Annotated in this window: 15 protein-coding genes; 11 read left to right on the forward strand and 4 right to left on the reverse strand. The window is 52.1% G+C overall.

Features of this window, described 5'->3' with window-relative positions:
* The first annotated feature begins 114 nt into the window (after nucleotides 1–114).
* The 7 genes from fabF (at nucleotide 115) to HMPREF0860_RS13010 (ending at nucleotide 8,880) form a co-directional block, all read left to right on the forward strand.
* Nucleotides 115–1,383 carry a beta-ketoacyl-ACP synthase II gene (fabF, locus tag HMPREF0860_RS12975; protein WP_021330575.1) on the forward strand — a complete coding sequence of 423 codons (1,269 nt, stop codon included), beginning with the start codon at nucleotides 115–117 and terminating at the stop codon, nucleotides 1,381–1,383.
* A 64-nt stretch (nucleotides 1,384–1,447) separates the two neighbouring features.
* Nucleotides 1,448–2,665 (forward strand): enoyl-ACP reductase FabV, encoded by a 1,218-nt coding sequence (gene fabV / locus HMPREF0860_RS12980; RefSeq protein WP_021330555.1) that lies wholly within the window; start codon nucleotides 1,448–1,450, stop codon nucleotides 2,663–2,665.
* Nucleotides 2,666–2,766: 101 nt separating this feature from the next.
* Nucleotides 2,767–3,690 carry an aspartate carbamoyltransferase gene (gene pyrB, locus HMPREF0860_RS12985; RefSeq protein WP_021330551.1) on the forward strand — a complete coding sequence of 308 codons (924 nt, stop codon included), beginning with the start codon at nucleotides 2,767–2,769 and terminating at the stop codon, nucleotides 3,688–3,690.
* 78 nt (nucleotides 3,691–3,768) lie between these two features.
* The gene (locus HMPREF0860_RS12990; protein ID WP_038081196.1) at nucleotides 3,769–4,224 is read left to right on the forward strand and encodes an aspartate carbamoyltransferase regulatory subunit; all 456 of its coding nucleotides are present in this window, start codon (nucleotides 3,769–3,771) and stop codon (nucleotides 4,222–4,224) included.
* Nucleotides 4,221–5,720: a dihydroorotase gene (locus HMPREF0860_RS12995; protein ID WP_021330589.1), complete on the forward strand. Its 1,500-nt coding sequence runs from the start codon at nucleotides 4,221–4,223 to the stop codon at nucleotides 5,718–5,720. The genes HMPREF0860_RS12990 and HMPREF0860_RS12995 overlap by 4 nt, the downstream gene beginning before the upstream one ends.
* Before the next feature lie 247 nt (nucleotides 5,721–5,967).
* Entirely contained in the window at nucleotides 5,968–7,224 is a 1,257-nt protein-coding gene (locus HMPREF0860_RS13005; protein ID WP_038081210.1) for a M48 family metallopeptidase, read from the forward strand.
* A 147-nt stretch (nucleotides 7,225–7,371) separates the two neighbouring features.
* The gene (locus HMPREF0860_RS13010) at nucleotides 7,372–8,880 is read left to right on the forward strand and encodes a phosphohexomutase domain-containing protein (RefSeq protein ID WP_021330517.1); all 1,509 of its coding nucleotides are present in this window, start codon (nucleotides 7,372–7,374) and stop codon (nucleotides 8,878–8,880) included.
* Nucleotides 8,881–8,887: 7 nt separating this feature from the next.
* Here HMPREF0860_RS13010 and HMPREF0860_RS13015 read toward each other — a convergent pair whose 3' ends face one another.
* The 3 genes from HMPREF0860_RS13015 to metK are packed head-to-tail and all read right to left on the reverse strand — an operon-like array spanning nucleotide 8,888 to nucleotide 11,657.
* On the reverse strand, nucleotides 8,888–9,808 hold the full coding sequence (locus HMPREF0860_RS13015) for a mechanosensitive ion channel family protein (protein WP_021330585.1): 921 nt from the start codon (nucleotides 9,806–9,808) through the stop codon (nucleotides 8,888–8,890).
* A gap of 30 nt (nucleotides 9,809–9,838) precedes the next feature.
* Complete coding sequence (gene nth / locus HMPREF0860_RS13020; RefSeq protein ID WP_021330543.1) at nucleotides 9,839–10,483, reverse strand: endonuclease III; 645 nt, start codon at nucleotides 10,481–10,483, stop codon at nucleotides 9,839–9,841.
* 4 nt (nucleotides 10,484–10,487) lie between these two features.
* Complete coding sequence (gene metK / locus HMPREF0860_RS13025) at nucleotides 10,488–11,657, reverse strand: methionine adenosyltransferase (protein WP_021330518.1); 1,170 nt, start codon at nucleotides 11,655–11,657, stop codon at nucleotides 10,488–10,490.
* Between the two features lie 114 nt (nucleotides 11,658–11,771).
* Between metK and HMPREF0860_RS13030 the strand changes: the two genes are divergently transcribed.
* Complete coding sequence (locus HMPREF0860_RS13030; RefSeq protein ID WP_021330553.1) at nucleotides 11,772–12,086, forward strand: isoamylase early set domain-containing protein; 315 nt, start codon at nucleotides 11,772–11,774, stop codon at nucleotides 12,084–12,086.
* Between the two features lie 23 nt (nucleotides 12,087–12,109).
* On the opposite strand, the gene HMPREF0860_RS13035 is transcribed toward HMPREF0860_RS13030, so the two are convergent.
* Complete coding sequence (locus tag HMPREF0860_RS13035; RefSeq protein ID WP_021330516.1) at nucleotides 12,110–14,833, reverse strand: FtsK/SpoIIIE family DNA translocase; 2,724 nt, start codon at nucleotides 14,831–14,833, stop codon at nucleotides 12,110–12,112.
* Nucleotides 14,834–14,979: 146 nt separating this feature from the next.
* Between HMPREF0860_RS13035 and HMPREF0860_RS13040 the strand changes: the two genes are divergently transcribed.
* From HMPREF0860_RS13040 to HMPREF0860_RS13050, 3 genes are all read left to right on the forward strand, one after another.
* A complete protein-coding gene (locus HMPREF0860_RS13040) occupies nucleotides 14,980–15,906 on the forward strand; it encodes an alpha-hydroxy-acid oxidizing protein (protein ID WP_021330508.1) in 927 nt (308 codons plus the stop codon).
* 30 nt (nucleotides 15,907–15,936) lie between these two features.
* Nucleotides 15,937–17,856 carry a hypothetical protein gene (locus tag HMPREF0860_RS13045; protein WP_021330538.1) on the forward strand — a complete coding sequence of 640 codons (1,920 nt, stop codon included), beginning with the start codon at nucleotides 15,937–15,939 and terminating at the stop codon, nucleotides 17,854–17,856.
* Between the two features lie 89 nt (nucleotides 17,857–17,945).
* A complete protein-coding gene (locus tag HMPREF0860_RS13050; RefSeq protein WP_021330577.1) occupies nucleotides 17,946–19,223 on the forward strand; it encodes an O-acetylhomoserine aminocarboxypropyltransferase/cysteine synthase family protein in 1,278 nt (425 codons plus the stop codon).
* The last annotated feature ends 507 nt before the right edge of the window (nucleotides 19,224–19,730 follow it).

Below are 19,730 nucleotides of genomic sequence, written 5' to 3' on the forward strand. Positions count from 1 at the left end.
CTTCGGTAAGACCGGTTATTTTGAAATGTCTTCAAGCGGATAGCGCATAGTGAGTATGATTTTTGCCGTTTTATACTTATTGAATAAAAAGGTTATACCTTGTACACTGAATCAATGGATATTCAATCACGGCGGCGTGTTGTCATTACGGGTTTGGGTGCCGTCACTCCGCTCGGAAACGATGTTGCATCGACATGGGCGGGCATTAAAGCCGGCAAAAGCGGCATCGGAAAAATTTCTCTTTTCGATGCTTCCGATTATCCCGTAAAGATTGCAGCCGAAGTAAAAGATTTTTCACTCGACGCGTACGGTTTGGATCACAAAGTCGTGCGCAAAATGGCGCGGTTTACGCGCTTTCTCACAGCGGCTTCTCTGCAGGCCGTTCGCGACGCGGGCTACGACGAATCGTCTTTCGGGGCGGATGCGTCGGGCATCGTAAACGGCGTCGGCATCGGCGGCTACGACGCGATCGAAGACGGTTTTAAAAAATACTGCGATCCCCGCTTCGGCGTGAGCCGGCTTCCGCCGCTCACCGCTCCGATGATGCTGCAAAACGAAGCTGCCGCGAATGTCAGCATGTTCCTCGGTGTGCACGGTCCGGTATGGACGATTTCGACGGCTTGCGCTTCAGGTACCGATGCGATCGGTCTTGCGTCCGATTTGATTAGAAGCGGCAGGGTGGATGTATGCATCGGAAGCGGCACGGAAGCGTGCATTACGGGATTCAGCATCGGCTGCTTTCAAGTGCTGCAAGCGCTTGCGTCTTCGTTCAACGATTGTCCGGAAAAAGCGAGCCGCCCCTTCGACAAAGCGAGAGACGGCTTTGTCATGGCCGAAGGAAGCGCCGCCCTCGTGCTCGAAGAACTCGAACACGCGAAAAAACGCGGTGCGCGCATCTATGCGGAAATCGCGGGCTACGGATCGTCGAGCGACGCTTATCACATAACCGCACCTGCTCCCGACGGTTCGGGGGGAGCGCTTTGTATCGAACGCGCTTTTGCCGACGCGGGTATGCAGCCTTCTTCGGTTCAGTATTACAACGCGCACGGTACGTCGACGCAGGCGAACGACGAAACGGAAACGAAAATGATAAAGCGCGCTTTCGGCGATCACGCCCATACATTGGCGGTGTCTTCGACGAAGAGTATGACCGGTCACATGATCGGAGCGGCAGGTATTATCGAAGCGCTCTTTTGCGTCAAAGCGATCGGAGACGGTTTTGCACCTCCGACGATGAACCTCGACGAACCCGATGTCGAGCACGGCTGCGATTTGGATTACGTTCCGAACAAAGGCAGAAAAATGTGCATCGACGCGGCGGCGAGCGTATCGCTCGGTTTCGGCGGACATAACGGTTGCGTCATCGTTAAGCGGTACGAATAAAGAGAGGCGGAAGTTGATTCGAAGTCCGCTAAAGTTTTTATGAGTGTTTTTATGAGAGGTAGTTATGATTATTAAACCGATGGTTCGAAGCAGCATCTGTATCAACGCGCATCCTGTAGGCTGTGCAAAAGAAACGGAAAACGAAATCGCGTATATCAAGGCGCAAAAAGAAAAGCGCGGCATCAAGGGCGCAAAAGAGGGCGGGGCGGGGCCGAAAACCGTGCTCGTTCTCGGCTGCTCGACGGGATACGGACTTGCGAGCCGCATCGTCGCCGCATTCGAATACGGAGCCGATACGATCGGCGTTTCGTTCGAAAAAGCGGGAACCGAAACGAAGGGCGGCACTCCCGGCTGGTACAATAACGCGGCTTTCGACCGCGCGGCGAAAAAAGAAGGTCTTGCATCCGTTACGCTGAATGCAGACGCCTTTGCCGACGAAACGAGAGCGCTCGTCATCGACGAAGTGAAAAAACTCGGAGCCAAATTCGATTTGATAATTTACAGTCTTGCAAGTCCCGTGCGCACCGACCCCGATACGAAAGTGCTTTACAAATCGGTAATCAAGCCGCGCGGAAAACCCTACAGCGGAAAGTGTATCGACATTATGACCGAAACGCTCAAAGATTCGAGCGCGGAGCCGGCGACGGAAGAGGAGATCGCAAGCACGATCAAAGTAATGGGCGGAGACGACTGGAGGCGCTGGATCAAACAGCTGTCCGATGCGGGCGTACTCGCACAAGGCTGCCGTACGATCGCGTATTCATACATCGGGCCCGAACTCAGCCATGCGATTTACCGCGACGGCACGATCGGTACTGCAAAGCTCGATTTGGAAAAAGCGGCGCTCGACTTGGACAAAGAGCTGAAATCATCGGTCGGTGGAGGCGCGTACATTTCCGTCAACAAGGGACTCGTCACGCGTTCGAGCGCGGTTATCCCGATCATATCGCTGTACCTGTCGATTTTATTTAAAGTGATGAAAGAAAAGGGAACGCACGAAGGATGCATCGAACAGATGGAGCGTCTCTTTACCGAACGGCTTTATACGGCCGACGGTACGGTTCCGACCGACAGCGAGCACCGCATCAGAATCGACGATCTCGAACTTGCGGACGACGTGCAGAAAAAGTGCCTCGAAAGAATGAAGTCGGTGACGCAGGAAAATCTCCGGGATCTGTGCGACCTCGAAGGTTACAAGCACGACTTTCTCGCCGCAAACGGGTTCGATATCGCGGGCGTCGATTACGATAAGGACGTCGCTCGTATGGATACGATCGATTGAACGGCGCTTGATGCCGATAAAAATTATTAATTAATAATACCGCTCCGTCTTTTGTGCCGAGCGCAAGAGTCGGGGCGGAGCGTAAGCAGCGGAGGATTCGCATGTTGGAAGGGCGCCACCTTATAGAGCCGGATGATCTTTCCGTCGAAGAGATCGATGAAATCTGCTCTCTTTCCGAACAGATGATCGTCGATCCTGCAGCGTTTCAAGATGTGTGCCGCGGGAAAATTCTCGCGGCGCTTTTTTTTGAACCGAGTACGCGCACGCGTCTTTCCTTCGAAGCGGCGATGCTCCGTCTCGGAGGCGCGGTCGAGGGTTTTTCGGATGCGCAGTCAAGCTCCGCGGCAAAAGGGGAATCTCTTTCCGATACGATCCGCGTCGTCTCATCCTATGTAGACGTCATCGCGATGCGCAGTCCGAAAGAAGGTGCGGCGCTCCTCGCATCCCGTTTTTCGTCGTGTCCGATCATAAATGCGGGCGACGGAGGCCACTTCCACCCGACGCAGACGCTCACCGATTTGGTGACGATACGAGAGCTTCGCGGCGGTTTTGAAAATCTTACCGTAGGTTTTTGCGGGGATTTGAAATTCGGGCGTACCGTACACAGTCTCGTGCAGGCGATGTGCCGCTATAAAAATAATAAATTCGTCTTTATCAGTCCGAGCGAACTGGCGATTCCCGAATACATTCAGGAAAGCGTGCTCGATGCCTCGGGCGCCGAATATGAAAGCGCATACCGTCTCGAAGACGTTATCGATACGATCGATATCCTCTATATGACGCGCGTGCAAAAAGAACGCTTTTTCAACGAGCAGGATTACATCCGCTTAAAGGACAGCTACATCCTTGACAAAGAAAAGATGAAGCTTGCGAGGCCGGATATGATCGTGCTTCATCCGCTGCCGCGCGTAAACGAAATAGCGCCGGAAGTCGACGACGATCCGCGTGCGGCGTATTTCAGGCAGGTGAAGTACGGCATGTATGCGCGCATGGCGCTCATTGCAAAATTGACGGGCTGTCTGTAGGGCGGTTTTAAAAATTCGGTCGGTTTTTTAAGCGGCCTTACATTGCAGTTTTTTTGGTTCCCGATACAAGCGGAGGCGGTGATGAACGTAACGGCGATTAAAAACGGTTTGGTAATCGATCACATCAGGGCGGGGACGGGCTGGCGCATTTTTCGCTGGCTCGGCCTCGACGGCTTTCCTTTTACGTCGGCGCTCATCATGAACGTGCCGTCGCAAAAGAGCGGCAAAAAAGATTTGATAAAAATCGACAATATCATCGACATCGATTTTTCGGTACTCGGCTTTATCGATCCCGATATCTGCGTCAATATTATTAAAGATGAAAAAGTCGTTCGGAAAATCAATATGACCCTGCCGCCGCGCGTACAAAACGTATTCCGCTGTAAAAATCCGCGCTGTATCACGGCGAGCGAAAACTTCGTTCCGTCGACCTTTTTGCTTGTCGACCGCACGAAGCGATTGTACCGCTGCGAATTCTGCGATGCGCTGTATACGGCGGGTGAAGGCGGAAATCCCGTGGAGGCGAAGTCATGACACGTGCTCTTCTTTTTTACAATGCACACCTCCTCGACGAAGCGATCGACACGCCCGGAGCCCTTCTTGTCGTGGACGATAAAATCCGCGCGGTCTATACCGGCTATTTTACGAATAAAAAAACGACGGAAGCTCTCGCGCTTTCGGTGCTCGCAGAAGACGGCTATGAGCATCCCGCAGTCGAATGCATCGACGCGCAGGGGCTCACGCTCATGCCCGCTTTTATCGATATGCACGTGCACTTGCGCTATCCCGGGCAGACGCAAAAAGAAGATTTGACAAGCGGATTGCGCGCGGCTTGTGCCGGAGGCTTCGGTACCGTCGTCGCGATGCCGAATACGACCCCCGTCGTTTCGTCGCAGATGAGTGCACTCGAAATCGACCGGGAAGCCGCTTCTCTCGGTCTTGCCGGTGTGATACAGTCGGTGAGCATCACGAAGGATTTCGGAGGCTCGGATACCCGACACATCGAAGACCTCGACGCATCTCGCGTGCCGCTTATCACCGAAGACGGAAACGATGTCGCATCCGCTTCCGTCATGCTCGACGCTATGACGAGAGCCGCCCGGCGAGGTATTATCGTAAGCTGTCACAGTGAAGACGCATCGCTTGCGTCCGCGGCAAAAACTTATCGCCGTGAAGCGCTCAAACTGATGGAAGCTTATCACCTTGCCGCGTGGGGAGCGGACGACGACGATGACGTTCCCGACGAAGTGCTCGACAAAATCGCGAGCCTTTTGGCAAAAGCGAACGATCTGCTCGCGCTTGCGGAAAACAGCGCGACGATCCGCAATATCATGATTGCGCGTGAAGCGGGATGTCACGTGCACATCGCCCACGTGAGTACGGCCGCCGCCCTCGATGCGGTGCGCAGCGCAAAAGAATCGCTTTCGGACGATGAAGCGGATTACCTCGCCGACGAAGCGGACGCCGCCTACGAAGCCGTCCTCGACGGTACGCGCTATGTACCCGAAGCGAGGGAAGAAAAACGTTTTCGCGTTACCTGCGAAGTAACTCCGCATCACTTGGCTCTCTGCGGTACCGACGAACCTTTTATACGCGCGCTCGTAAATCCGCCGCTCAGGAGCGAAGACGACAGAGTCGTACTCCTTGAAGGGCTCCGCGACGGTACGGTCGATGTCATCGCGACCGATCATGCGCCGCATACGCTCGAAGACAAAGCGGCGGGCAGTCCCGGCTTTACGGGACTCGAAACGGCCTTTGCGGTGTGCAATACCGTTCTCGTTGCAGGCGGTCAGCTCGGAGCGAAGAGATTGTCGGCTCTCATGTCGGCAAATCCCGCGCGCATTCTCGGTCTCAACAAAGGCGTGCTCGCTCCCGGCTTCGACGCCGACATTGTGTTCGTCGATCCCGAAGAAAAGTGGACGGTGGACGCGAGTGCCTTTTTCAGTAAGGGAAAAGCGACTCCCTTCGACGGCCGGGAACTCGTCGGCAAAGTAAAAGAACTCTTTGTCGGAGGCAGGCGGGTGCTGTAACGGGTGCTCACGCATCGGCGTTACCGGGTGAACGCGATCGTGTCGCACAAATGCTGCGTAAACGTCGTACGTGCCGAGCGAATGCCGCGCACGGGACGCATCTTGTGCAAACGCCGAACGCGATGCAGCTTGTGAGGCGTTTCACGCGCTTGCTCCGTGCAAACACCGAGCGCGATGCATCTTATGCGCTTGCCGGCGGAAAAAAACACCCTTTGCGTATGGACGGAAAAAACGTTATACTCGTGCCATGCAATTTTCGAACCTTTTTGTCATCCTCTATTGTGTCGGAACTTTTCTTTCGTTTTTATTACATAATTTTATTGAGAGACTCCAATACGTATTTCGAAAAAAATACGGACGCGACATACCTCCGGAACTCGCGCCGTATATCACATCGCGTGATGCGGAAAAAACGTGTGCGTATAAAGATGCGCGCTATCGCCTTTGGGTTTTCGAATACGGTACATCGACGACGTTCGGCGCGGTTTTGCTGCTTTCGGGTTTTTATCCGCACGTTTTCCGTGCGCTTAAGTCCGTGTTTGACAATCCGTATGCGCTGACGCTCATCTTCGCGCTTACGGTATCGATTCCGTCCGCCGTCTTATCGCTCCCGTTCGAATGGTATGAAGAGTTCGTCATCGAAAAGCGCTTCGGTTTTTCTTCGATGACGCTGCGGCTTTGGATCGCGGATAAGCTCAAATCGATCGCCTTAGCCCTCATCGTGTCGGTGCTTTTACTTTCGGCGATGACGGCGATCTTCGAACACGTGAGCGCATGGCCCTTCGTCCTCGCAAGCGTTTACGTTGCGTTTTCGCTTCTCATGTCGTTTATCTATCCGCGCCTCATCGCTCCTCTTTTTAATAAATTTACTCCTCTCGGAGAGGGTGCGCTCAAGTCGCGCATTTCAGATTTTATGGAGCGCACGGGATTCAAATCGAGCGGAGTTTTTATCATGGATGCGTCGAAGCGCAGCAAACACTCGAACGCGTATTTTACGGGCTTCGGAAAAACCAAGCGCGTCGTGCTTTACGATACGCTCGTCGAACAGCTTTCGGTCGATGAAGTCGGCGCCGTCCTCGCGCACGAACTCGGCCACTATAAAAAACATCACATCGTAAAGCGTTTTGCCGTGACGATTCCGCTTGTGTACATCGTCCTCTTCGCCGCCGCCCGCCTCACTTCATGCGAAGCGCTTTACAGCGGATTCGGCTTTTCGTATGATGCGGCGCTTCCGTACATGAAATTCATCGCGCTCTTTTTGTTGTCGGAAGTTTTCGGCGGCTACGGTATATTCGTTCGGCTTGTTTCCAATTTCTTTTCGCGAAAAGACGAATACGAAGCCGACGCATACGCAAAGAAATTGTGCGGATCGGGAAAACCGCTTTCGTCCGCGCTCATCGCATTGAATCGGGAAAACAACGGCGAAGTGCGGACGGCGAAAATCTACAGCGCGTTTACCTATTCGCACCCGACGCTGCTCGAACGCCTTCGCGCGCTGGAGTAGGGGCGCGGTCGGTTACGTCGGGAAATTGCAAAATCTCATATCGGGAAATTGTAAAATCGGCGCTGAGCAGCGGCGGTCGGGTTGCTTTTTATGCGAGCACAATTTTGTGCCCTTATATAATTTTTTATTTTATTATATAGTGGTCCTATGATAGAATTCGATATGATGAAATTGCAAAACGGCAGCGATATCCGCGGCATAGCCGTAAGCGGCGTCGAAGGCGAAAACGTCAACTTTACGGAAGCGGCGTGCAGCCGCATCGGACAAGCGTTTGCATTATGGCTTTCAAAAAAAATCGATAAACCCCTTTCCGCGCTCACGATCGGAATCGGGCGCGACTCCCGTATTTCAGGCCCGTCTCTTTCGGCCGCTCTCGCAAAAGGCATGGTCTTTCAAGGCGCGCGCGTGGTCGACTGCGGCCTTTCGACGACTCCTGCTATGTTTATGTCGACCGTATTTCCCGCAACGAAATACGACGGCGCGGTGATGATGACGGCAAGCCATCTTCCGTTCAACAGAAACGGCGCAAAATTTTTCGACCGCGACGGAGGTCTCGAACACGACGATATCGAATCGATATTGAAAAGCGCGGCGCCTCTCGATGAAGCTTTTCCCGATTCGCCGCTGGAATCTTTCGATCTGCTGTCGCTGTACGCCGCGCACTTGCGTAAAACTATCTGCGCGGAGCTTGCAAAATCCGAAAGCGACAAACCGCTTGCGGGTTTACGGATCGCAGTCGATGCGGGAAACGGATGCGCGGGCTTTTTCGTTTCGTCGATTTTACAGCCGCTCGGAGCCGATACTGCAGGCAGCCGCTTTTTGGAAGCGGACGGCATGTTTCCGAACCATATCCCGAATCCCGAAAATAAAGCTGCGATGGAAGCCGCCCGAAGCGCAACCGTAGAAGCGGGCGCCGATTTGGGATTGATTTTCGACACCGACGTCGACCGTATGTCCGCCGTGCTGCACACCGGAGCAGAAGTAAACCGCGATGCGATCATCGCGATGATTGCCGCGATTTTAGCGCCTTCGTATCCGGGCGGAACGATCGTCACCGATTCGGTAACGTCGGACAGGCTTGCGTATTTTTTGGAAAAAGTGCTCGGCTTGCGCCATTTGCGCTATATGCGCGGCTACAAAAACGTCATCAATAAATGCAAAGAGCTCAACGCAAAGGGCATCGTTTCGCCGCTTGCGATGGAAACGTCGGGACACGGTGCGCTCAAAGACAATTACTATCTCGACGACGGCGCTTTCCTCGCGGTAAAGTTGATCATCGCGCTCGCAAAAGCGAAGGCGGAAGGGAAAACGATAGACAGCCTCATCGCGCGTCTTCCGCCGCTCGTTGAAGAATGCGAATACCGATTTAAAATCGGCACGGAGGATTTTAAAACCTACGGCAAAACCGTACTCGCCGAATTTAAAAAGCGCGCCGAAACTGCAGGCTATGAGCTCCCGGAATCTTACGAGGGGATCCGCGTTTCGTTTAAAGGAGAAGACGCGCGGGGCTGGATGCTTCTCCGATTGAGTCTCCACGATCCGGTTATGCCGCTCAACATCGAAGGAGAACGCAAAGGCGACGCGGAAAAAATTATTAAGATCGCAAAAACCCTGCTCGCCGGCTTCGACAAGCTCGATATGTCGTGCCTGCCGTAAAAAAACGCTAGCTTCGCCGCGCGCCGGATTTTTTTGCCGGCGGAGGCACCGGGGTCGAATCGTCATGCGGTACGATTTCGACGCAGTTATACGATATGACGAGACCGTTTTCGTTCATAACGCGCATCAGCGCGACGAACATATCGTTTTTCGTTTTGAGAAAATCGGAACTCTTGCACCACACCGCGACGATCATATTTATATTGCTGTCGCCGAACCCGTCCACCCATACGGCGGGCGCAGGCTTTTTGATAACCGTTTCGCACAGTTCGGGCGCTTTTAAAAGCACGTCGAGCGCATAGCGGATATCGGTGCCGTATTTTAGACCGAACGCAAACGTTATGCGCCGCGTCGCGTAGTACGAATTGTTTTGAAAGGTCGTATTGATGATCGACGAATTCGGAATGCGCACGAGCTGATTGTCGAGCGTGTGCACTTTCGTCGAAAGCAAATCGATCGAATCGACGTTTCCGGTAACTCCGCTGACGACGATAAGGTCGCCGACTTTGACGACGCCTTCGGTTATGACGAAAAGTCCGCTGATGACGTTGCTCACCGTCGTCTGCGCCGCAAAACCGACGGCGAGCCCCGCAATACCCGCAGCTCCGAGCAGGGCGGTAAACTTGATGCCGAAGCAGCTGAGTATGTACATGACGATCACCGAGTAAAAGACGTATTTTAATAATTTATGCAAGGCGAGATTGTTCTCTTTGTTTATCTTTTGTTCGGGTATGCGATTGAGCGCATGGAAGGCGAGCTTATACAAAAACCAAATGATGCCGATGACGAAGAGCGCTCCCGCAGCGCGAAAAAGATTTGTCCACGTAAAAAACGATTTTACCCACGCAAAAAGCGTTTCTTTGTGTTTGGAAAGCTGTTCCTGCGCCTGCTGTACGCCGATCGTTACGGCGCTTGTCGATTCGTCCATCTTCAACCTCTTGCCGATTATTAATTTTCGTTAATTTTTTGAAACGTCATTGCGTTTGCAGATGTCGTTTATGAGACAGGTATCGCATTTCGGATTTCGCGCGGTACAAACGTAGCGTCCGTGCAGGATGAGCCAGTGGTGCGCGTGACGCATATATCGCTTGGGAATGCGGGAAACGAGGCTTTCTTCGACTGCAATCGGAATTGCGCCTTCGGCGAGTCCGATTTTCGGACAGATGCGCAGCAAGTGCGTATCGACGGGCATCGTCGGTTTGTCGAAGACGACATTGAGCACGACGTTCGCCGTCTTTCTGCCGACACCGGGAAGCTTCATAAGCTCTTCGCGTGTCGAAGGCACTTTTCCGTTGAAATCGTTGATGAGGATTTTACTGAGCGCGATGATGTGCGCCGCCTTCGTATGGTAGAGTCCGATCGACTTAATGTAAGTTTCGAGTTTTTTTTGTCCGAGGGCGATGATTTTTTCCGGCGTGTCGGCGATTTTGTAGAGCGCTTCGGTTGCGGCGTTGACGCTTTTGTCGGTCGCCTGAGCGGAAAGCACGACCGACACGAGCAGCGTATACGCGTTTTTCCATCGGAGTTCCGATTTCGGATCGGGGTTTTGCTTTTTAAAACGGTCGAATACCGTGCAGATTTCCCGCTCTGTCAGCAGTGTCATGGGATTATGTCAGCGCACTCTTCAGCGCATCCGCTTTATCGGTTTTTTCCCAGCTGAATTCGCTGCGTCCGAAATGCCCGTAGGCCGTCGTCGCTTCGTAGATCGGGCGTTTGAGATCGAGCGTTTTGACGATACCTGCAGGCGTACAGTCGAAGATTTCTTTTACGGCTTTCGTAATTTTTTCGACCGGTGTTTTTTCCGTGCCGAAAGTATCGACCATAATCGACACGGGAAAGGGAACGCCGATCGCATACGCGAGTTCGATTTCCGCTCTGTCGGCGAGACCTGCGGCGACGATGTTTTTTGCGATATAGCGCGCCATATAAGCTGCGGAACGGTCGACTTTCGACGGGTCTTTGCCGCTGAACGCGCCGCCTCCGTGACGGCCCATACCGCCGTAGGTGTCTACGATGATTTTGCGTCCGGTCAGCCCCGAATCTCCCTGCGGGCCGCCGGTGACGAAACGCCCCGTCGGATTGATAAAATATTTCGTATCTTTGTCGAGCAGACCCGTCGCATCGAGTACGGGTTTTACAATCCGCTCGATTATCGTCTCTTTGATTTCACCGTATTCGACGGAGGGATCGTGCTGATGTGAGACGACGACGGTATCGATCCGCAGAGGAACGTGTCCTTCGTATTCGATCGTCACTTGGCTTTTCGCGTCGGGGCGCAGCCAGGAGATCGTTTTATTTTTTCTCAGTTCGGCCGCTTTTAAAAGCAGTTTATGCGCGTACGTGACGGGAGCCGGCATGAGTTCGGGCGTTTCGCTGCACGCAAAGCCGAACATCATCCCCTGGTCGCCCGCTCCCTGCTGACCGGTGTATTCTTTGAGGCCTTTGCCGACGACGCCTTGATTGATGTCGGGCGATTGTTTGTGGATGACGTTGAGAACGGCCATAGAGTTGCAGTCGAGACCGTAGGCGGCATCGGTGTAGCCGATTTTTTCTACCGCATCGCGCGCGATCCGTTCGATGTCGAGCGATGCTTCTGTTGTAATTTCGCCGCCGACGAGTACCATACCCGTTGTTGTAAAAGTTTCGCATGCGACATGGCTTTCCGCGTCCCGGGCGAGGCAGGCGTCGAGTACGGCATCGGAAATGCGGTCGCAAATTTTATCGGGATGTCCTTCACTTACCGATTCGGACGTAAAGAGATAGCGTTTATTATTCATAGCACTCCGGAATTATTTATTTACTTATTGATGAAAGTATAGTATACTATTTAAAGCGGATTGACAACAGCTGTGCGGCGAACCTTATAAAAAGTATAATGTGGAGGTGTTTCCATGGCGTTAAAAAAATCATTTTCGAAAGACGGAAAAAAATGTACGGTCACGTTTATCGTGCTCCCCGATGCGGCGGGTGTCGCGAAGACGATCAATATCGCCGGCGATTTTAACAGCTGGAGCAGTACCGAAACGCCGTTGAAAAAAAATAAAGACGGATCGTTTTCCGTCAAGCTGGATCTTGAAACGGACAGAGAATATCAATTCCGCTATCTCATCGACGGGCAGCGCTGGGAAAACGATTGGCAGGCGGATAAATACATTCCCGCCCCGTATTCCAACGCGGACAATTCCGTCGTCATCACAAAAAAATAAAAACGCGGCGGAAGAATTGCGTATTACGGTACGTGAATGATTTCGCGCGGTTTACTGCCGTTCGCAGGACCGACGATACCCCGGGCTTCCATCTCTTCGACGAGGCGCGCTGCGCGGTTGTAGCCGATTTTAAGCCTGCGCTGGATGTATGACGCGGACGCTTTTCCCGACTGTACGACGATGTCAAGCGCTTGGTTGTACAGCGGGTCTTCGCCGTCGAATAAACTCGGTTCCGCGCCTTCTTCGTCATCCGGCACGAAAATCTCTTCATCGATGTATTCAGGTTCTCCGTATTTTTTTACGTGTTCAACGACGTCTTCGACTTCCTGATCGCTTACGAAGGTTCCTTGAATGCGCACGGGAAACGGGTTGACGGCGCTCGAATAGAGCATATCGCCTCTGCCCAATAATTTTTCCGCACCGACTTGATCGATGATGATGCGGCTGTCCATCTTCGACGCGACCATAAATGCGATGCGCGCAGGGATGTTCGCTTTTATCAATCCGGTGATGACGTCGATCGAAGGACGCTGCGTCGCGAGTACCAAGTGGATGCCGATCGCGCGGCTCATCGCCGCAAGCCGGGCGACCGTCGATTCGAGTTCTTTGCCCGTCGTCGCCATCAAGTCCGCAAACTCGTCGATGATCAGCACGATGTACGGAATCTTTTCCGTTGCGATGTGTTTTTCTTCGATCTTTTTGTTGTAGCTCGCCACATCGCGGCAGCCCATGCCGTCCAAAAGCGCATAGCGCCGCTCCATTTCGCACAGTGCCCACTGCAGCGCTTGAAACGCTTTTTTCGATTCAGTGATGACCGGCACGAGCAAGTGCGGGATATCGTTGTAGAGTTTCAGTTCGACGATTTTCGGATCGATTAATATGAGCTTTACTTCCTGCGGCGACCGTTTGTACAAAATCGAAAGGATCATGCTGTTGACGCATACCGATTTTCCCGAGCCCGTAGCTCCCGCGATCAAAAGGTGCGGCGTTTTTACGAGGTCGATGATCTGCGGTTTTCCGAGAATGTCTTTTCCGAGGATAACCGGCACGGCCATCTTTTTGTATTCGCTCATGTCTTTTTCGATGATTTCGCGAAAGCTGACGATGCTGCGTTCTTTGTTCGGTATTTCGATGCCGACCGCTTTTTTCCCCGGAATAGGAGCTACGATGCGGACGCTGCTTGCCGCAAGGCGCAGCGCGATGTTGTCCTGTAATGCCGCGATTTTGCTCAGCTTAACGCCCGGCGCCGGAAGCAATTCGAACATCGTGACGACCGGCCCTTTTTTTATGCCGATAATATCCGCTTCGATGTTGAATTCGTTGAGTGTTTCTTTAAGTTCGGCCGACGCTCGTTTGGTTTCGTCGTCGATGATCCAGTATTGATCGTTTTGATATTCGGTTAATAATTCCGTAGGAATTTTATACGGCCCTTTCGGCTTCGGCTTTTTTACCGGTTCCGGTTTCGGAGGAGAGATTTTTTCAGCATCGCTGCCGCCGTTGAAAAACTCTTCGAGCTCTTCTTTTGTGTTTTTGGCACGTGCCGTCGACACAACGCTCGCATCTTGAATGACAGGGCTATCGACGGTAAGCGCATCGTTAAAATGCGATACGTCTTTGCGCACGTCTTCGTCCATATCGCTGAATATGCTTTCTGCGAGGCCTCTCGGCATTTCCCGTTCGCCTGCGTCGTTCGTTTCTTCGACGCTTTCCGCATTCATATCGATGTCGAAAAAATCGGGATCGAGCGAAGTACCGTTTTCTTCCTGCTGCGGCAAATCGTATTCGGAATTTAATAATGCTTCGGATTCGGAAAAATCATCGGAGAGATTTTCTTCTTCCGGCAGCTCTTCCTCATCTTCTATCGGCAGAACGTCTGTCGGTTCGATGTCTGCCGCTGCGTCGGTTCTTTTTGTACGCAGGGTGTTTTCCCTCTCCCAAAACGGTGCATCGTCGTTTTCGGAAAATATGCTGCCGCCGTTATTTCCCTGCCGTGCGCCGTCATCATCTTTCGCAAATGCATCCGTATCGTCTTCAGCAGGAAAGCCGGGCCATGCAAGCTCTTCGATTTCGTCGAGCGGCGCATCGTCATGCGCGGTGAGCGCGGTAAATTCCGCTTCCGAGATAACCGATGCCGCATCGTCTTTTTTGTCCGCATCGCTGTCTGCTGTATTGTCGAAGACGGTTTCAAACGGGGATGAGAGATCGTTGCCCGTCTGCGTATTTTTATCTGCGCCGGCGTTTTCTTCTGCAAGTTTATTGATCTCTCTGCCCGCCGTATACGCATCGTCTTCGCCGCCTGTTTCGCTTGCCGCCCTCGCGATTTTATCGGCGATGATGCCCGCTCCGAGCCATTCTATAACGATAAGCATGGCGCCGAGCGCAATCGTGATGCCGATCTTTATGCCGGTAAAATCGGAGCTGAATTCCGCGATCGATTTGCAGATGACTTCCGTAAGTACGGCGGTAAAAAACGGAACGACGGCGGTCAAAAGCCGCATCGTTTTACGCCTTGTCCATTTTCCCGAAAAGCACGCCATCGCTGCAAAAAATAAAAAAGCGGGAACGAGGACGCTTGAAAATCCGTATACCGAAAAGAGCATGGCGCCGAGCAAAAACAAAACGCTTCCAAACCCCGCACCGTATGCGATAAAATCGAAAGGCTGCAGCATGAGCGAAACGGAAAAAAACGCGGCAAGCAGCAGTAAAAGCATGCCGGCAGCGTACTTCGGCTTATTCAAACGTTCCATCTATACTCCCATCGCAATTTAAATCTAAGAAAAGCAGGGTTTGTCTCAAAAGTCGGTTCCATATTAACAGTATCGGTAGATTAGCCGTTCCGTTTTAGTGGAAAACTTTCACCGTTTCGTATATAATGCGGAAACAGGTGGGTACTGTGGAAAATCGATTTGAATTTAAATGCGCCGTATGTGCCGTGTGCGACGGGAGAGGCTGCATCGGACAGGTGCCCGGCATGGGCGGCGTGAATAATAATAAAAATTTCAAGCTCAATTTCGAAGGTTGGAAAACCCTTCGACAACAGGCAGCATCCGCCGGAACGCTCGACGCGATTTTATCGACGCCGATCGACGCTCGCGCCGTGCGTGTGGGGCCGGTTACCGGCGCAGTGCAGAATATCGGCTTCGAAAAAGAGGAATATTTTTATCTGCCGTATTTTTCCGCCGCTTGGAATGCGGGAATCGGTCTCTGTGTCGGGGACGGTTATCCCGATTATAAACTGCACTACGGGCTCGATGCGGTACGGAAATTGCAAAAAGTCGAACCGGAATTGAAAGCGGCCGTATTTTTAAAACCTTATCCGAACGAAAAACTTTTCGAGCGCATTGCCGCCGCCGAAGGCGTTGTGGAAATCATCGGAAACGATATCGATTCGTACAATATTGCAACGATGCGGGATCTCGTGCATTTGGAAAAGAAAACGCCGGAGCAGATCGCCGAAATCAGAAAAAGAGTCGGCGTTCCGTATGCGATAAAAGGAATCTTTTGCAAAGAAGATGTCGAACTCGTAAAGGCGGTAAAGCCCGATATCGCGTTTGTTTCGAATCACGGCGGGCGCATCGATACGCGCGAAGGAAGTACGGCGGAATTTCTCGCGGCCTACGGAGCGGAGCTGAAAAAATACTGCGGTTCGCTTTGGGTTGACGGAGGCGTCAGAACGCGTCATGATATACAAACCGCGCTTTTTTACGGAGCGTCGCAAGTCATCATAGCTCGCCCGTTTATCGCCGCCCTCGTTTCGGACGGCATCGGCGGCATGGTAAAAAAAATCGATGAAATTATCACCGGCGAAATTATCGATTGAGTTTTATAGAGGTGTGATATAGGGGTTTTTATGAAGCGATTATTGTTTATTGCCTTTTGTGCCGTACTGTTCGCGGCTTCGGGAACGATGCTTTTCGCGCAGACGTATGCGGCAGTTCCCGTAGAGCATCCGATTTATTCGATTATCGCACAGGCGGAACTGCGCGGCCTGTGCCGTTCGCTTTCGAAAGTGAAACCCTATTCGGAAAAGACGGTCATAAACGCGATCAATGAAATCATCGCCGCTTCCGACGCAGCCGATTCTCCGCTCCTGTCGCAAACGGAAAAGGAAATCCTGTACGATACGCTCGAAGAGTTTAAGCGGATGCCCGGCAGGGACGCTATGCGCGGCGCGTATTATTATGAAGGAAAAGGAAAGATTCGGACGACGGTCGATGTCACGTTTAAAGCGGACGTCTTCGCTTCCGGCGGCATCTATACCGATAAGAACGACGATCAGTGGGGCTTTACGATTCGTCCGGCCGTTTCGCTGCGCGGTGATTTGGGAACGCATCTTTCGTACGATTTTACTTTGTTCGGCAATGCGTCGCGCGCCGTGCTGCAAAATCAGGGAACGTACAGTATCGGAAAGTGGTGGTATACGGAAACCGAAGACGGCATCGGCGAAAGGTATATCAAAACCTATGCGAATAAAGCGTTTTTTCCGTTTTCGCATCACAAAACATGGGACGGCTCCATGTATAAGGTCGCCGACTTATCGGCAAACGGTCTTGAAGGCTGGTGCGACGACGGTGCGCTCGGTTTCGGAATCAATTCGGAAATGGCGGCGGGTTTCCTCGACGATAAAATCTTCCTGCGCTTCGGGCGCATCTACCGAGAATGGGCGGCCATGGACAAAGGCGCAAGCCTCGTGTTCAGTAATTACGCGCATCCTTTTCTCGCTTTCGAAGCCGAACTTTCGCCGTTCAGCTGGTTTTCGCTTTCGACGCTTACCGGCATCCTCGAATTCCCGAACAGCGATTATATCGTCGGCGATATCTACAACAGCCAAAAAGATTACAGCAAAAAATATTCAAACGAATCGTTTTTTCAAAACGCCTATTCGATCGCGATGCTCGAATGTAATTTCAAATACGTGCACGCCGACTTCGGCACGACGGTTATCTGGCCGAAGCGTTTCGAATTGGGCTATCTGTATCCTCTCATGGATAAAGTTTTTTATCAAAACAATATCGGCGACTTGGACAATATCGCGTTGTTCGGAAATATCGCGTTTACGTATCCGAAAATCGGTACCGTATGGGCGTCGCTCTTTCTCGACGAATTCAACGGTTTGAGTCGTTCGACGGGTTTGCTCGGCGATTTTATTCATGCGACGCGCGATATGTACGCGACGCAGGTCGGTGTAAAAGCGAATGTTCCGCTGCTGCCGTTTATGACGGTCGCATGCCGCTACACGAAGATCGAACCCTACTGCTATACGCACCACGCCATCAATTACACACCGTGGTATTCGCACTATATTTCGGAAGCGTACATGACCGCCGGCGAAAATATCGGCTATTATCTTCCGCCGAATTCGGACGAACTGAATGTCCGCGTCGAAGCTTCGCCGCTTGCCGCGCTTAAAGCGCATATAGAATATCAATTTATCAGGCACGGCGCGGAATACGGCAGTCAGGCGGTGCGCGGCAGCTCTCAGTATTCGGAGCTCGATCCCGGTGAGCGCGAAAGTATGCGCAAATATTTTTTGCACGACGGGGCGTATCAGTGGTTCCACATCGTAAAAATCGGCGGAGAATATTCGTTTCGCAAGTTCAAAGTACCGTTGACGGTATACGGCGACGTCGGCTTTGTCTACAGCTATTTTACCGTAATCGACGGGATTCCGAACAACAACGAAAAGCGCGACTATCACGTTGCGAATTCGAGCGAATATCCGACGGAGTTCGGCGCTATCGTTTCCGGCGGAGTGCGCCTGTATTTTTAAAACGCGTGTGCGGACGGCGGCATGCAATCGATTTGATCGCGTGCCGCGCGGATGTACGGTTTTTTATATTATTTTCACAGGAGTAAGCTATGAATATCGAAACGAAATGCCTGCATTCGGGATATGAGCCGAAAAACGGCGAGCCCTGCGTTATGCCGATCGTACAGAGTACGACGTATAAATTCGATTCCTGCGATCATGTCGCCGCTCTTTTCGACAAACCGACGGAATACATATATTCGCGGATGGCGAATCCGACCTGTGATGCCGTTGAAAAAAAGATCGCGGATCTTGAAGGCGGCGTCGGGGCAATGCTGACGTCGAGCGGGCAGGCGGCTTCCCTGCTTTCGATTTTAAACCTGTGCTCGGCCGGTGACAGCTTTATCGCAAGTTCGGCGATTTACGGCGGTTCGACGAATCTCTTTTGCTTTACGCTCAAAAAGCTCGGCATCGAATGTATTCAAGTTTCCGCCGACGCCGATTACGATACGATCCTCAAATCGTTTAAGCCGAATACGAAAGCGGTATTCGGAGAAACGCTCGCCAATCCTTCGCTTACGGTATTCGATTTCGAAACGTGGGCGAAAGCCGCTCATGCGCGGAACGTTCCGCTCATCATCGACAATACTTTTGCGACGCCGATACTTTGCCGTCCGATCGAATGGGGAGCGGACATCGTCGTTCACTCGACGACAAAATACATGGACGGCCATGCAGTTCAGTGCGGCGGCGTCATTGTAGACGGCGGCAATTTCGATTGGGAAGCGGCGTACAAAGCGAGCGGTTTTTTTGCGGATTTTTGCGAACCCGATCCGAGTTATCACGGTCTCACCTATACGAAAGAATTCGGCAAAGCGGCGTATATCGTCAAAGCGCGGACGCAGCTCATGCGCGATTTCGGCTGTTATCCGTCGGCGCATTCGGCCTTTTTGTTGAATTTGGGGCTTGAAACGCTGCCGCTGCGGATGAAACAGTATTGTAAAAATGCGCTCGCGCTTGCTGAGTATTTCAAAAAAAGCGATAAGATCGCATCGGTGACGTACCCCGCGCTCGCGGAAGACGCAAATCATGCGCTTGCAAAAAAATATTTGCCTGAGGGGACGAGCGGCGTCATTGCGCTCAGCATCAAAGGCGGACGAGCGGCTGCAGTGCGCTTTATGGATTCTCTTTCGCTTGCAACCGATGAAGTTCACGTCGCCGATATCCGTACTTGCGTGCTCCATCCCGCCTCTTCGACGCATCGGCAGCTCACAGACGAACAGCTTGCGGCGGCGGGAATCGACGGCGGCTTGGTGAGATTCAGCTGCGGACTTGAAAACGTCGAAGATATCGTCGCCGATGTCGACCGCGCGCTCGCAGCAGTGTAAAACAGAAGATACGCGCGGCAGGCTTGCGCTATGCGCAAGCGGATAAAGGGAGACGTATTGCATACCGCGCGTAAGTTGCCGGAAAATCGATTTTTTCATCGGCCGAGGCAAAAATATGCCGAATAGAAATACGCTGCGGAAAAATCCGGAGCGTATAAAACGTATAATTAATTAATAATGTGAATGTCGACTTAAAAAAATAAATAAAATTGTAGAAAACTAAGCGCAAATTTTTAATAAATTTACGGAGAATGTCCGAATTTTTCTTGACAAATGCTCTTTGAGGTCATACTATAAATAAAGAAGACGGTACATAAAATGACGCTTGATTACTTATTATTTGGAGGTATGGATAATGCAAAAAAGAACAATCCTTTTATCCTCGTTGATCGCGTTTGCCGTTGTGAGCCTTATTTCCTGTAGCGGTAAATCGATTAAAAACGGAACCTACACTTCGTCCGTACAGGGGATGAACGATGCGATCGAAGTGTCCGTTACGATTGCGAA

Source organism: Treponema socranskii subsp. socranskii VPI DR56BR1116 = ATCC 35536 (genome assembly GCF_000468115.1).
Classification (GTDB): Bacteria; Spirochaetota; Spirochaetia; order Treponematales; family Treponemataceae; genus Treponema_D; species Treponema_D socranskii.

Excerpts from the sequence above, each read along its gene's own strand:
- fabF (WP_021330575.1), top strand. The coding sequence starts at position 115 with ATGGATATTCAATCACGGCGGCGTGTTGTCATTACGGGTTTGGGTGCC.
- fabV (WP_021330555.1), top strand. The coding sequence starts at position 1,448 with ATGATTATTAAACCGATGGTTCGAAGCAGCATCTGTATCAACGCGCAT.
- pyrB (WP_021330551.1), top strand. The coding sequence starts at position 2,767 with ATGTTGGAAGGGCGCCACCTTATAGAGCCGGATGATCTTTCCGTCGAA.
- HMPREF0860_RS12995 (WP_021330589.1), top strand. The coding sequence starts at position 4,221 with ATGACACGTGCTCTTCTTTTTTACAATGCACACCTCCTCGACGAAGCG.
- HMPREF0860_RS13005 (WP_038081210.1), top strand. The coding sequence starts at position 5,968 with ATGCAATTTTCGAACCTTTTTGTCATCCTCTATTGTGTCGGAACTTTT.
- HMPREF0860_RS13010 (WP_021330517.1), top strand. The coding sequence starts at position 7,372 with ATGATAGAATTCGATATGATGAAATTGCAAAACGGCAGCGATATCCGC.
- HMPREF0860_RS13015 (WP_021330585.1), bottom strand. The coding sequence starts at position 9,808 with ATGGACGAATCGACAAGCGCCGTAACGATCGGCGTACAGCAGGCGCAG.
- nth (WP_021330543.1), bottom strand. The coding sequence starts at position 10,483 with ATGACACTGCTGACAGAGCGGGAAATCTGCACGGTATTCGACCGTTTT.
- metK (WP_021330518.1), bottom strand. The coding sequence starts at position 11,657 with ATGAATAATAAACGCTATCTCTTTACGTCCGAATCGGTAAGTGAAGGA.
- HMPREF0860_RS13030 (WP_021330553.1), top strand. The coding sequence starts at position 11,772 with ATGGCGTTAAAAAAATCATTTTCGAAAGACGGAAAAAAATGTACGGTC.
- HMPREF0860_RS13035 (WP_021330516.1), bottom strand. The coding sequence starts at position 14,833 with ATGGAACGTTTGAATAAGCCGAAGTACGCTGCCGGCATGCTTTTACTG.
- HMPREF0860_RS13045 (WP_021330538.1), top strand. The coding sequence starts at position 15,937 with ATGAAGCGATTATTGTTTATTGCCTTTTGTGCCGTACTGTTCGCGGCT.
- HMPREF0860_RS13050 (WP_021330577.1), top strand. The coding sequence starts at position 17,946 with ATGAATATCGAAACGAAATGCCTGCATTCGGGATATGAGCCGAAAAAC.